12 protein-coding genes are annotated in these 12,772 nt (G+C 59.3%); 3 read left to right on the top strand and 9 right to left on the bottom strand.

Annotation, left to right across the window (positions count from 1 at the left end; all coding sequences use genetic code 11):
* Nucleotides 1-50: 50 nt before the first annotated feature.
* Nucleotides 51-617 (bottom strand): dCTP deaminase, encoded by a 567-nt coding sequence (dcd, locus tag JFU58_RS16135; RefSeq protein WP_003219273.1) that lies wholly within the window; start codon nucleotides 615-617, stop codon nucleotides 51-53.
* Nucleotides 618-995: 378 nt separating this feature from the next.
* Between dcd and JFU58_RS16130 the strand changes: the two genes are divergently transcribed.
* The gene (locus JFU58_RS16130) at nucleotides 996-1,205 is read left to right on the top strand and encodes a cold-shock protein (RefSeq protein WP_002554837.1); all 210 of its coding nucleotides are present in this window, start codon (nucleotides 996-998) and stop codon (nucleotides 1,203-1,205) included.
* A gap of 331 nt (nucleotides 1,206-1,536) precedes the next feature.
* Here the strand turns inward: JFU58_RS16130 and rpoS are convergent, their stop codons facing one another.
* From rpoS to JFU58_RS16090, 8 genes are all read right to left on the bottom strand, one after another.
* The gene (gene rpoS / locus JFU58_RS16125) at nucleotides 1,537-2,541 is read right to left on the bottom strand and encodes an RNA polymerase sigma factor RpoS (protein WP_063032880.1); all 1,005 of its coding nucleotides are present in this window, start codon (nucleotides 2,539-2,541) and stop codon (nucleotides 1,537-1,539) included.
* A 106-nt stretch (nucleotides 2,542-2,647) separates the two neighbouring features.
* Nucleotides 2,648-3,484 carry a peptidoglycan DD-metalloendopeptidase family protein gene (locus tag JFU58_RS16120; protein WP_063032882.1) on the bottom strand — a complete coding sequence of 279 codons (837 nt, stop codon included), beginning with the start codon at nucleotides 3,482-3,484 and terminating at the stop codon, nucleotides 2,648-2,650.
* Between the two features lie 210 nt (nucleotides 3,485-3,694).
* Nucleotides 3,695-4,330 (bottom strand): protein-L-isoaspartate(D-aspartate) O-methyltransferase, encoded by a 636-nt coding sequence (locus JFU58_RS16115; RefSeq protein WP_010176736.1) that lies wholly within the window; start codon nucleotides 4,328-4,330, stop codon nucleotides 3,695-3,697.
* A gap of 41 nt (nucleotides 4,331-4,371) precedes the next feature.
* Entirely contained in the window at nucleotides 4,372-5,121 is a 750-nt protein-coding gene (gene surE / locus JFU58_RS16110) for a 5'/3'-nucleotidase SurE (protein WP_017479399.1), read from the bottom strand.
* Entirely contained in the window at nucleotides 5,109-6,167 is a 1,059-nt protein-coding gene (truD, locus tag JFU58_RS16105) for a tRNA pseudouridine(13) synthase TruD (protein ID WP_201141130.1), read from the bottom strand. The genes surE and truD overlap by 13 nt, the downstream gene beginning before the upstream one ends.
* On the bottom strand, nucleotides 6,164-6,637 hold the full coding sequence (gene ispF, locus JFU58_RS16100; protein WP_010176739.1) for a 2-C-methyl-D-erythritol 2,4-cyclodiphosphate synthase: 474 nt from the start codon (nucleotides 6,635-6,637) through the stop codon (nucleotides 6,164-6,166). The genes truD and ispF overlap by 4 nt, the downstream gene beginning before the upstream one ends.
* Nucleotides 6,638-6,691: 54 nt before the next feature.
* The gene (gene fghA / locus JFU58_RS16095; RefSeq protein ID WP_201141129.1) at nucleotides 6,692-7,537 is read right to left on the bottom strand and encodes an S-formylglutathione hydrolase; all 846 of its coding nucleotides are present in this window, start codon (nucleotides 7,535-7,537) and stop codon (nucleotides 6,692-6,694) included.
* An 8-nt stretch (nucleotides 7,538-7,545) separates the two neighbouring features.
* Nucleotides 7,546-8,658, bottom strand: coding sequence for an S-(hydroxymethyl)glutathione dehydrogenase/class III alcohol dehydrogenase (locus JFU58_RS16090; RefSeq protein ID WP_010176741.1), 1,113 nt, complete (start codon nucleotides 8,656-8,658; stop codon nucleotides 7,546-7,548).
* 109 nt (nucleotides 8,659-8,767) lie between these two features.
* On the opposite strand from JFU58_RS16090, the gene JFU58_RS16085 reads away from it, so the two are divergent.
* Together JFU58_RS16085 and JFU58_RS16080 are read left to right on the top strand one after the other, a co-directional pair.
* Entirely contained in the window at nucleotides 8,768-9,664 is an 897-nt protein-coding gene (locus tag JFU58_RS16085; protein WP_063032886.1) for a LysR substrate-binding domain-containing protein, read from the top strand.
* Nucleotides 9,665-9,733: 69 nt separating this feature from the next.
* On the top strand, nucleotides 9,734-12,772 hold the full coding sequence (locus JFU58_RS16080) for a dermonecrotic toxin domain-containing protein (RefSeq protein ID WP_201141127.1): 3,039 nt from the start codon (nucleotides 9,734-9,736) through the stop codon (nucleotides 12,770-12,772).

The raw sequence follows: 12,772 nt of genomic DNA, 5'->3' as shown, positions 1-12,772 counted from the left end.
ATAGAGTGCATGCCCGCTGACAAATTCCCTTAGCCTGTAAGACGATTCGATCAGGTGCGTGGGAGAGTAACGCCGCGCTGGCCCTGATACTTGCCGCCACGGTCCTTATAGGACACTTCGCACTCTTCGTCGGATTCGAAGAACAACATCTGTGCGACACCTTCGTTAGCGTAGATTTTTGCCGGCAACGTGGTGGTGTTGGAGAACTCCAGGGTGACGTGCCCTTCCCATTCCGGCTCCAGCGGCGTCACGTTGACGATGATGCCGCAGCGCGCGTAGGTGCTCTTGCCCAGGCAGATGGTCAGGACGTTGCGCGGGATACGGAAGAATTCGACGGTGCGCGCCAGGGCGAAGGAGTTAGGCGGGATGATGCAGACGTCGCTCTTGACGTCGACGAAGCTTTTTTCGTCGAAGTTTTTCGGATCGACGGTTGCCGAGTTGATGTTGGTGAACACCTTGAACTCATCGGCGCAGCGTACATCGTAGCCGTAGCTGGAAACCCCGAACGAAATCAGCCGCTCAGCGCCTTCGCCGCGCATCTGGCGCTCCACGAAGGGCTCGATCATGCCGTGCTCTTGCGCCATGCGGCGAATCCACTTGTCCGATTTGATGCTCATGGCGGGTGTCCTGAATAGCGAGGTGAAAAAATTCTGTTGGGCATCTTACCGGGGCTGGCCCCGTGGTTCAAAGGGGCGGCTGTTTTTCTTGGCGCCGCGCAGCCCCTGCTGGGCGGGACGCACCTTCAATTGCGGGGTATTGGTGCGGTATCAGGCTGCCGCCAGTCACGAAAATAGAGAAACCTTCGGAAATACCATTGGCACGTTCCTGAAAAAGGGTTAAGGTGGCGCCACTGTGCTGCTTGTGTCACTGAGAATCTCTACACGATATGTTGAATTTCGATCCAACCATCTCCAAGAATTTTTCCTGCTCTTTGCACTCAGTCTCGGCCAGGGCTTTTCCTGAGTCGCAGTTAACTTTGTCCAAGGAGATACACCATGTCTAATCGCCAAACTGGTACCGTTAAGTGGTTCAACGATGAAAAAGGCTTCGGCTTCATCACTCCACAATCCGGTGACGACCTGTTCGTTCACTTCAAAGCTATCCAATCCGACGGCTTCAAAAGCCTGAAAGAAGGCCAACAGGTTTCTTTCATCGCTACCCGCGGTCAGAAAGGCATGCAAGCTGAAGAAGTTCAAGTTATCTAACTTGTACTGATTTAGTCGAAAAGCCCCGCCCTTAAAAGCGGGGCTTTTTTGTGCCCGCTCGTTCCCACGCTCTGCGTGGGAATGCCTCTTGTGACGCTCTGCGTCACGCCTTGGGACGCGGAGCGTCCTGGGCTGCATTCCCACGCAGAGCGTGGGAACGAGCAATCACACGATGTAATTCCATGCACAAAAAAATGTGGGAGCCCACCTATGTGGGAGCCGGGCTTGCCCGCGATAGCATCACCTCGATCTATCAGTTGCACCGAGGTGATGCTATCGCAGGCAAGCCAGCTCCCACACAAGCCCGCTCCCACATTTCGTCCTGCGTCGTTTACTGGAACAACGACTCACTCGACAAGCCATTCTTCTCCAGGATCTCGCGCAAGCGCTTGAGACCCTCGACCTGGATCTGCCGCACCCGCTCACGGGTCAAGCCAATCTCCAGGCCAACATCTTCCAGCGTGCTGCTTTCGTGGCCGCGCAGCCCGAAGCGGCGAATCACCACCTCACGCTGTTTGTCCGTCAGCTCCGAAAGCCACTGGTCGATGCTTTGCGACAGATCGTCGTCCTGCAGCAACTCACAAGGGTCCGTAGGACGATCATCGGTCAGGGTGTCCAGCAGGGTTTTATCCGAATCCGGACCCAGCGAGACATCGACTGAAGACACCCGCTCATTGAGACCGAGCATGCGCTTGACCTCTCCCACCGGTTTTTCCAGCAGGTTGGCGATTTCTTCAGGCGAAGGTTCATGATCGAGTTTTTGTGTCAGCTCGCGCGCCGCCCGAAGGTAGACGTTGAGCTCTTTGACCACATGGATCGGCAACCGGATCGTACGGGTTTGATTCATGATCGCCCGTTCGATGGTCTGACGAATCCACCAGGTGGCGTAGGTTGAAAAGCGAAAACCCCGCTCAGGGTCAAACTTCTCCACCGCCCGGATCAAGCCGAGATTGCCTTCCTCGATCAAGTCCAACAGGGACAGCCCACGATTGACGTAGCGTCGGGCGATTTTCACCACCAGCCGCAGGTTGCTTTCAATCATGCGCTTGCGCCCAGCCGGATCGCCCTTTTGCGACAAGCGCGCAAAAAAGACTTCTTCTTCGGGAGTGAGCAGAGGGGAAAAGCCGATTTCATTGAGGTACAACTGAGTCGCGTCGAGCGCCCGGGTGTAATCAATGTACTTGTGTTGCTTTAACGCGGTGGAGTTCTTGGATTTGGTGCGAACTGAAGGTACAGCAGGTCCCTCATTCGACATCGATTCCGTAGCAATGCCGGTCTCCATAAGGAGAACCTCATCGTCGATGTCAAACTCCGGCGCTTCTTTACTGAGAGCCATTGTTATAGTCCTTTGGTGAGTTCGACCTCAAGCTCAAGCGACGCCTTTATCCTTGGCAACGCTGGAGCCTGTTCCTTCTACGTGAGGGAACAGGCTGTGCAACATATCAACGACGGGGAAGGAATTGCAGCGGATCAACAGGTTTCCCTTGGCGGCGAATCTCAAAGTGCAGTTTCACCCGGTCTGTACCAGTTGACCCCATTTCGGCAATTGTCTGTCCGACTTTGACCTGCTGCCCCTCCCGAACCAACAGCCTGCGGTTATGACCGTAGGCACTGACGTAGGTATCGCTGTGTTTGATGATGACCAGCTCGCCGTAGCCCCGTAAACCACTCCCGGCGTACACCACTGTCCCATCAGACGCAGCTAAAACAGGCTGTCCCAAATCTCCGGCGATATCAATGCCTTTATTCAAACTACCGTTTGAAGAGAATTTTCCAATAAGAATGCCATTTGAGGGCCATCCCCAACCCGTAGGAGCAGGCCCTGCTGGCGGCAGCGGCGCAGGTGCCGGCTTGCTCGCAACGCTAGGCGCGGCGGTGCCTGCAGGCCGGGTGATGATGGTGGTTTTGCTCGAAGACGACGGCGAAGAAGCTGTGTTTGTGACGACGGCGGTCGGTGTTGAACCGGTACGGCCATCGAAACGAATGGTCTGACCTGGATGTATCGTATATGGCACAGGAATGTTGTTACGGGCGGCCAGCGCTTTGTAATCCCAACCATAACGGAAGGCAATCGAGAACATCGTATCGCCCTTGCGCACGACATATTGCCCGGTGGTAACCGTAGGCTTTTGCGGCACCGCATTATTGCGGTCGACCACCCGGGCACCACCGGATGGCGTGCTTGAGCAAGCCGCCAGCAAGGAACTCAAGACAAGGCCAATCACCAGTCGCTGAAAGCTTGTTTGACTCATACGCTGTGCAATGACCGTGAGACTCACCCGCCGCTCCCTTTGTGGTGGCTGACTATGAACGCCTGTATCAGGCTTGAAATATGACGCAAGTATAACTGGCCATTGGGTTTTTACTGGAAACACGATTCTAAAGAAATTTTCATCATGTTTAATTCCCACGGCGGATCACGTTGACTCAATAGACCCCGCTGTAAGACACATACCCGGCAATAGAATTCAGTACGCAGGAATAATTGATCAGGCCAGCGGACCGTTAAGCAACGGGACAAAACGCACCGCCCCGAGCACATGCCGGGAAAAGCCTTCTTCCTCGCGAATGATCAACATTAATTGTTGCACTTCGCCGGAGCCCACCGGGATCACCAGGCGCCCGCCGGGAGCCAGTTGATCGAGCAAGGCCTGGGGCACGTCGGTGGCCACGGCGGTGACGATAATGCCGTTATATGGCGCCAGCGCCGGCCAGCCTTCCCAACCATCCCCCCAACGAAACACCACATTGCGCAGGTTCAGCTCCACCAGGCGTTCCTTGGCCCGGTCTTGCAGCACCTTGATGCGCTCGACCGAAAACACCCGCTCAACCAGCTGCGACAACACGGCCGTCTGGTAGCCGGAGCCGGTGCCGATTTCCAGCACCTTGTCCAGCGGGCCCGCCGCCAGCAACAGCTCACTCATCCGCGCCACCATATAAGGCTGGGAGATGGTCTGGTTGTGGCCGATGGGCAGCGCGGTGTCTTCATAGGCACGATGCGCCAGGGCTTCATCGACAAACAAATGCCGCGGGGTACGCCGGATGACTTCCAGCACCTGGGCGTTGGACAGCCCTTCTTCATACAGGCGCTGGATCAATCGCTCGCGGGTGCGCTGGGAAGTCATCCCAATGCCCCGTCGCAGCAGGTCGTCTTGTTCGCGCGCCATCAGAGCACTCCCTCCAGCCAGCCATCGAGGCTACTGAAGGCATCACTGAAGGTGCGATCAAGTTGCAACGGAGTAATCGAAATATAACCTTGCATCACCGCATGAAAGTCCGTGCCTTCACCGCCGTCTTCGGCATCGCCGGCAGCGGCGATCCAGTAACCTTCCTTGCCGCGCGGGTCTACCACCTTCAGCGGTGCCGCGGCGCGGGAGCGATGGCCCAGGCGGGTCAGCTTGAAGCCGCGAATATGCTCAAGAGGCAGGTTCGGAAAATTGACGTTCAGCACCGTACGCGGCGGCAAATCCAGAGTGTGATGGGCCTCCACCAGCTTGCGGGCGAAGTAGGCCGCCGTCTCCAGGTTGTCCAACTGACGCGACGCCAGCGAAAACGCGAACGAGGTCCGGCCCAGGAAACGCCCCTCAAGGGCCGCCGCCACCGTGCCGGAATACAGCACGTCGTCACCGAGGTTGGCGCCCAGGTTAATCCCGGAAACCACCAAGTCCGGCTCGCGGTCCAGCAGGCTGTTGATTGCCAGGTGCACGCAATCGGTCGGCGTGCCATTCACGCTGATAAAGCCGTTGGGCAACGTCTGTATGTGCAACGGACGGTCGAGCGTCAGCGAGCTGCTGGCGCCGCTTTTGTCCTGGTCCGGGGCTACCACCACGCACTCGGCGTAATCCGCCAGCGCAGCATGAAGCGCGGCAAGGCCGGGTGCGGTGACCCCGTCGTCGTTAGATATCAGAATACGCATGGGCTGTCCGTCTGCCCCACCGGCACCAGATCTACAAGCTCGCGCACCAAGACAGTGGCGAAGCATCCGGCCGGCAGGACGAATTCCAATTGCAGAATGTCAGGTTCGGGATAATGCCACGTCAACCCGCCAATGGGCAGTCGAAGAATGCGACGTTCCTGGCTCATGCCGGCATTCACCAGCCAATCCCGCAGGTCAGCTTCACCGTCGGCGATCGCCTGTTCCAGAGCGAAGGTTGCCCCCGACGCCGGCGAATCACCTTCGCCCCACTGTGGACCTGTGGGATGCAAGTCGAGAATCGCCAGGCGCGGGTCGCTGCATTCAGCCTCCCCCGCCGGGAAAAAGCTGCGGCTGTCGGTAAACGCCAGCAAGTCACCGACCTGGGCGCGCTGCCAGGAACCGTCGGCTACCCGCGCCGCCAGCACTTTATTGAACAGGAAGCTGCGGGCCGTCGAGAGCAAGCGCGAACGCACATTGCGCTGCTCCGGCAAGGCCTTGCGCGCGGCCCAGTCGCGGGCATCGACGACGTTGCCGCCGTTATGACCGAACCGCTGGGCGCCGAAATAGTTGGGAATGCCTTGCTTGGCGATCAGTTGCAGGCGCGCGTCGATAGCCGCGGCATCACCGGCAAACTGGGTCAGGCGCAAGGTAAAGCCGTTGGCCGAATGTGCGCCGCGCTGCAGCTTGCGCTTGTGACGGCCGGTCTTGAGGATCTTCAAGGTCTCGTTTTCAGCAGCGCTCAGGTCCGGGTCCGCCTTGCCCGGCAATTGCACACTGAACCACTGTCGGGTCAGCGCCTGGCGATCCTTGAGCCCGGCGTAGCTGACGGTGCGCAACGGCACGCCCGCCGCCTTGGCAATCCGCCGTGCCGCTTCTTCGGTATTCAGGCCGCGCTTTTCCACCCATAACCACAGGTGTTCACCCTCGCCGGTCAGCGGGATATCCAGCACTTCATCCACTTGGAAATCTTCAGCGATGGCCTTCAGAACAGCGCTGCCCAGGGCCTCGCCATAGGCACGCGGGCCCAGCAGTTGCAGATCATTCATGCGCGCAGCAACAAGGCAACGGAGTGCACGGCAATGCCCTCTTCGCGACCGGTAAACCCGAGCTTTTCGGTGGTGGTGGCTTTTACGTTCACTTGATCCAACTCAACTTGAAGATCCGCGGCAATCAGCGCGCGCATCGATTCGATATGCGGGGCCATCTTGGGCGCCTGGGCGACGATGGTGTTGTCGACGTTGCCGACCTTCCAGCCCTTGGCATGGATCAAGCCGACCACGTGACGCAACAGCACACGGCTGTCCGCGCCCTTGAAGGTCGGGTCGGTGTCCGGAAAGTGCTTGCCGATGTCACCCAACGCGGCGGCGCCGAGCAAGGCATCGCTCAAGGCATGCAGCACCACGTCGCCGTCGGAATGAGCCAGCAACCCGTGGTGGTGCGCGATCCGCACGCCGCCCAGGGTGATGAAATCGCCTTCGGCGAAACGGTGCACATCATAGCCGTGGCCAATACGCATAAAAAAACGCCCCGATTTAATTCAGGGCGTGATTCTACCTACTTTTGCCTCACATTAACCGAGCAAAGCGCGCGCGTGATGGCGTAAATGGTCTTCGATGAAGCTGGCGATAAAGAAGTAGCTGTGGTCATAGCCCGGTTGCAGGCGCAGCTCCAATGGATGGTTCGCCGCCCTGGCCGCTTGTTGCAAGGCTTCAGGCTTGAGCTGAACGGCCAGGAAATCGTCACGATCGCCCTGGTCCACCAGCAGCGGCAGCTTTTCCGAGGCTTCGCTGATCAACACGCAGGCGTCCCATTCGCGCCACTTCGATCGCTCTTCCCCGAGATAGCGGGAGAACGCCTTCTGGCCCCACGGGCAATCCATCGGATTGTTGATCGGCGAGAACGCCGACACCGACTGATAACGCCCCGGGTTGCGCAAGGCACACACCAGTGCGCCGTGGCCGCCCATGGAGTGGCCGCTGATCCCGCGTTTGGCCGACGCCGGGAAATGCGCCTCGATCAATGCCGGCAATTCCTGCACCACGTAATCATGCATCCGATAGTGCTGGGCCCAGGGTTCCTGGGTGGCGTTCAGGTAGAAGCCGGCGCCGAGGCCAAAGTCCCAGGCATTGTCCGGATCACCCGGCACACCGGGGCCGCGGGGGCTGGTGTCCGGCGCAACAATGATCAACCCCAGCTCGGCCGCCATGCGCTGGGCGCCGGCCTTCTGCATGAAGTTCTCATCGGTGCAGGTCAGCCCCGACAGCCAGTACAGCACCGGCAATTTTCCGCCCTGCTCCGCTTGCGGCGGCAGGTACACGGCGAAGGTCATGTCGCAACCCAGCACGTCGGAATGGTGCTTGTAGCGTTTATGCCAGCCACCGAAGCTTTTCTGGCACGACAGGTTTTCCAGACTCATGGCCGACCTCAGAAGTGAATGACGGTGCGGATGCTCTTGCCTTCATGCATCAGGTCAAACGCCTTGTTGATATCTTCCAGGCCCATGGTGTGGGTGATGAAGGTATCCAGCGGGATTTCGCCGGTCTGGGCCATCTCCACGTAGCTTGGCAATTCGCTGCGACCCCGCACGCCACCAAACGCCGAACCGCGCCAGACGCGACCGGTCACCAGTTGGAACGGACGGGTAGCAATTTCCTGACCCGCACCGGCCACGCCGATGATCACCGACTCGCCCCAGCCTTTGTGGCAGCACTCAAGGGCCGCACGCATCAGTTGGACATTGCCGATGCACTCGAAGGAAAAGTCGACGCCGCCATCGGTCAAATCGACAATCACGTCCTGGATTGGGCGATCGTAGTCTTTCGGATTGATGCAGTCGGTAGCGCCCAGTTGCTTGGCGATTTCAAACTTGGCCGGGTTGATGTCGATGGCAATGATGCGACCGGCCTTGGCTTTCACTGCACCGATCACTGCAGACAGGCCGATGCCGCCCAAGCCGAAGATGGCCACGGTGTCGCCCGGTTTGACCTTGGCGGTGTTGATCACCGCACCGATACCGGTGGTGACGCCACAGCCCAGCAGGCAGACTTTTTCCAGCGGCGCTTCTTTGGGAATCTTGGCTACGGAGATTTCCGGCAGCACGGTGTATTCGGAGAAGGTCGAAGTCCCCATGTAGTGGAAAATCGGCTGGCCCTTGTAGGAAAAGCGCGAGGTGCCATCTGGCATCAGGCCCTTGCCCTGGGTGGCGCGAATCGCCTGGCAGAGGTTGGTCTTGCCCGACAGGCAGAATTTGCACTTGCCGCATTCCGGGGTGTACAGCGGGATCACGTGATCGCCTACCGCCACCGAGGTCACGCCTTCGCCGATGGCTTCCACCACAGCGCCGCCTTCGTGGCCAAGGATCGATGGGAAGATACCTTCCGGGTCCGCGCCCGACAGGGTGTAGGCGTCGGTATGGCACACGCCGGAAGCAACCACTCGCAGCAGCACCTCGCCCGCCTTGGGCATGGCCACATCCACTTCAACGATCTCGAGGGGTTTCTTGGCTTCGAAGGCTACGGCCGCGCGGGACTTGATCATCCGGTTTCTCCATCGGGTTAAAAACGTAAGGCCAGCAGTGTAAAACATGCTCATCTGATTAATAATCCAGACAAAAGCAAAACATTATTGCCGCACAGGGATAATCAGCATGTTGGAAAACCGCTGGGAAGGCATTGACGAGTTCGTCGCCGTGGCCGAATGCAGCCAATTCACTGCGGCCGCCGAGCGCCTGGGCGTGTCGTCGTCCCATATCAGCCGCCAGGTGGCGCGACTGGAGGAGCGCCTGCAAACACGCTTGCTGTATCGCAGCACGCGCAAGGTGACGCTGACCGAAGCCGGCCAGACCTTCCTGCAACATTGCCAGCGATTGCAGGACGGTCGCGAAGAAGCCTTGCGCGCCGTGGGCGACTTGGCCAGCGAGCCCAAGGGAATGTTGCGCATGACGTGCGCAGTGGCTTACGGCGAGCGTTTTATCGTGCCGCTGGTGACGCGGTTCATGGCGCTTTATCCGCAATTGCGCGTGGACGTGGAATTGACCAACCGCCAGCTGGACCTGGTGCACGAAGGCCTGGACCTTGCGATTCGCCTCGGGCGCCTGGCGGATTCGCGCATGGTTGCCAGCCGCCTCGCGCCGCGGCGTATGTACCTGTGCGCATCACCGTCCTACCTGGCCAGGTACGGCCGGCCACATAGCCTGTCGGAATTAAGTCGGCATAACTGCCTGATCGGCAGCTCGGATATTTGGCAACTGGCCCAGGACGGGCGCGAATTTTCCCAGCGGGTACAAGGAAACTGGCGCTGCAACAGCGGGCAAGCGGTGCTGGATGCGGCCCTGCAAGGTGTCGGCCTTTGCCAGCTGCCGGACTATTACGTGCTGGAGCATTTGCACAGCGGCGCACTGGTGTCGTTACTCGAAGCCCATCAACCGCCCAACACCGCGGTTTGGGCGCTGTACCCGCAACAACGCCACCTTTCGCCCAAGGTGCGAAAACTGGTGGACTTTCTCAAGGAGGGCCTGGGCAACCACTCCGTCTACCTGCGATAGACAACTACCGCCCATGCAGCGCCTGAGTGCCGGTTAATAGCCTTTTTTTACTGCGTAACCAGGCACCCCATGATAACCAACGGCCCGCAACTCCAGCGCATCAGTCATTTCGTTCGCAAGGTCCTGGCGGATTTCCCCGTACCTTCGCAAATCGCCGCCCAGTTGATCCGTGAGCGCGTACAGCCCCTCAGCCAGGTCGAGTTCGACCCGGACACCACCCTCCTCACCACCCTCGAATACAACACCGACAACCCCAACGCGGCCTTCACCGCCGTGGTGATCCAGTCGATGTCGCTGACCGAGGCCATGGTCTGCAATGCGCCCCAGCCCCCGGGCGGCATGCTCAATACCACCGGGTTTTCCACCACTGCGCCTTATTTCAATATTGTCAGCGAGCTGCCGCGCTTGATGGATAACCGGATTCCGGCAATGTTCAACGAAGAGTTCATCGTCTCGGGCTGGATCCCGCCAAGGCGTTATGAGGCGCTGTATCTGCAAAGCCAGCCCCAGGTTTACGACCCGAGCACGCAGCTGGAGATTTCACCAAAAACCTTCAGGCACATCGTTAACTCAAGCCATTTCGAACAAGCCTACGACGAGGCGATCGGCAAGTTCTGGAACAACCACCGGAAAAACTACAACACCCTGATGCGCATCGCGTTCACCAAAGCCTATCTGGAACAGTTCCATGAGTTCACCCTGACCGTGGCAGAGAGGCACCTGGCGGCACGGGCCGCGGCAATCGGCATCGACAAGAACCACGACAACCTCACCCTGGAGGACTTCCAGGCGCCCTATCGTCTTGATCCAAACCTGTCCCTACGGCTATTGCGCATCCACAACAGCGAATCCACCGACATCCTGACCATCACCGACAACCAAAGCCAGGTGACCCTGCTCTACATCCCGGGCAACTCCTCGCCTTTCCATGGGTTCAACAACCCGGCAGACATGCGCAAGTGGCTGGTGGAAACGGCAAGGGACGCCACTCAACGCAAGACGCTGACCCAACACTTCGATGAGGACGCCATCGACTCCGGCCTGATCTACAGCGGCGTGGAGGAGGCACTGGTGGGGATGGCGGTGTTTCCGAAGCCGGCAACCTCCCCGGGTTTGTTCAACAGCCTGCGGGCCGATAACTACTGGGATCCCGAGCAGTACATCAATAACCCGACGTATCCGGCACTGGGCAGTAACCCGTTTGAGTTCATCGCCCGGCAGATCAGGTTACGCCTCGCAAAAATAGCGGCGCGAAGCTTTATTTCGCCCTTGGATACGCTCAAGATCGACACCCTGGACGCCCTGGATAAAGCCTGCATCCTGGCGATTCCCGTGGCACTGGCCATGGGCAACGCGCTACTGGCGGAATTTTGCTTCCTGACCTCCGGCGCGACTGAAATGGTGGTGGGTGCCGACGACCTGCTGCGCGGCAAACCTCACGCGAAGGAGCGCATTGTATTTGGCGCCCTTAACGCGCTGCCGGTAGTCGCCCATGGCGTGGCCAAGGGGCTCAAGGGCCTCGAACGCCTGCGCCCCACACTGGGCCCGGCAGTACGCCAGGATGAGGGCCGGATCAGCGTCACCGCCATCAACGAAACTTCCGTTGCGGCCAGCACCGAGACCCGCACCCTGAGCCCACGGATAACTCCCGGCGGCCTGCAGACCATCCGGATTCACGGCGACCTGTACCTGACCTACAAGACACCCAATGAATCAGGCTTCTTCGAACTGTTCGTAATGGCCCCCAACGCGCCAAACACCCTGCAATCCACCGGCCTGTATGCCATCCAGAGCGCGGACCTGAAATGGCGCACGACCGGGCTGGCCGGCGGAGGCGCATTTCGCAATGCCTGGCAAAGGGTCTACACGCTGTTCGGCGGCCCGGAACACGCGACGTTCTACAGTGCCTACGAGATGCCCCCCGTTGCGCGTGAGACCGTTTCGGAGATGCTCACCGATACCAGTTCGTTTTCGGAAAACCTTGAACCCGTGGGTAGCGGCGCCCAGCCAATGAAAGACACTCGCAAGTTGTTTTTCGAGAAACGAACCAAGCTGTCTGAAGATGCCACGGTGTTCTTTGCCAACCTGCCGTTTTCACCGATGCGGCCCTTGCTTCCAAGGCTCAGCCTTAATGAGTCGCAGCCGAACATCATTCAAAAACTGCTGCACGCCAGCGACGGCCTGGTGATCGGCGAAAGCCACGGCGCGCTGTCGAGCAAGGCGTTCCTGATCAACAACATGCCGCTGTTGGCCAGCCAGGGTGTCAAACGCATCTATTTCGAGCATCTGCTGACGGATGTACACATGCCCTTGCTCAAGGCGTTCTACCGTACCCGAAGCGCGGTGATGCCCGAGGAACTCAAGGGCTTCCTCAACAACATCTACCCGCCTTTGCGCGACCGGCACTACTCGTTCGTCAACATCGTCACCCAAGCCCGTGACGCCGGGATCAAAATCCAGCCGATCGACTGCACCGTCAGCTATATGCTCCGCGACCTGCCGGACACCGCCGACAACTTGCGCCAGCGCATGCTGAACTACTACGCCACCGAGGTAATTCAATGGATACAGACCACCAAGCCGCGCCCTGGCAAATGGATTGCACTGGTGGGTGACAGCCATACAAATACCTACAAAGGCATTCCTGGAATCGCCGAACTCACCGGCAGCATCGGCCTGCGGATCGAGGATGCAGAGGCTGGCGGGCACCTCGGCGTCGAAGTGGACACGGGACGCACCGCCAGCCTGGGCATCGGCAAGGGCGAGGGAACGGTCAAGGCCAACCTGGTCCTGCGGGTGGACCGCGCCAGCTTGCAACGTCCGGCGCAACCGACACCTGGCCCCTCCCAGCCCCAGGCCAAAACGCCACAGACGCTGCTGACCAAACCCGGCCAGTTCATGCTGATCCCGGCCACCGTTACGACACCGGCACACCTTCACTACCGTTCACGCCGAGGCGACGTACGCCATTTCAGGATCGATCAGCAGGGCGGCCGGTATGCCATCAGCGCACCCGGTTGGGCCGTGGACGGTAAACCGTTCGACAGCATTCAGGCGCTGGTGGATGAGTTCAAGACCCCAGCCGGGGTTGAACAGATGATGGGATGA

This window comes from Pseudomonas sp. TH34 (genome assembly GCF_016650865.1).
GTDB lineage: Bacteria > Pseudomonadota > Gammaproteobacteria > Pseudomonadales > Pseudomonadaceae > Aquipseudomonas > Aquipseudomonas yamanorum.
The sequence above is the reverse complement of the archived record's forward strand: the minus strand, read 5'-3'. Positions and strand labels throughout refer to the sequence as shown.

What these genes read in the sequence shown, in the direction of transcription:
- JFU58_RS16115 (WP_010176736.1), bottom strand. Translation starts at nt 4,330, where the DNA reads ATGACTTCCCAGCGCACCCGCGAGCGATTGATCCAGCGCCTGTATGAA.
- JFU58_RS16080 (WP_201141127.1), top strand. Translation starts at nt 9,734, where the DNA reads ATGATAACCAACGGCCCGCAACTCCAGCGCATCAGTCATTTCGTTCGC.
- dcd (WP_003219273.1), bottom strand. Translation starts at nt 617, where the DNA reads ATGAGCATCAAATCGGACAAGTGGATTCGCCGCATGGCGCAAGAGCAC.
- fghA (WP_201141129.1), bottom strand. Translation starts at nt 7,537, where the DNA reads ATGAGTCTGGAAAACCTGTCGTGCCAGAAAAGCTTCGGTGGCTGGCAT.
- JFU58_RS16090 (WP_010176741.1), bottom strand. Translation starts at nt 8,658, where the DNA reads ATGATCAAGTCCCGCGCGGCCGTAGCCTTCGAAGCCAAGAAACCCCTC.
- JFU58_RS16130 (WP_002554837.1), top strand. Translation starts at nt 996, where the DNA reads ATGTCTAATCGCCAAACTGGTACCGTTAAGTGGTTCAACGATGAAAAA.
- truD (WP_201141130.1), bottom strand. Translation starts at nt 6,167, where the DNA reads ATGAATGATCTGCAACTGCTGGGCCCGCGTGCCTATGGCGAGGCCCTG.
- JFU58_RS16085 (WP_063032886.1), top strand. Translation starts at nt 8,768, where the DNA reads ATGTTGGAAAACCGCTGGGAAGGCATTGACGAGTTCGTCGCCGTGGCC.
- surE (WP_017479399.1), bottom strand. Translation starts at nt 5,121, where the DNA reads ATGCGTATTCTGATATCTAACGACGACGGGGTCACCGCACCCGGCCTT.
- rpoS (WP_063032880.1), bottom strand. Translation starts at nt 2,541, where the DNA reads ATGGCTCTCAGTAAAGAAGCGCCGGAGTTTGACATCGACGATGAGGTT.
- ispF (WP_010176739.1), bottom strand. Translation starts at nt 6,637, where the DNA reads ATGCGTATTGGCCACGGCTATGATGTGCACCGTTTCGCCGAAGGCGAT.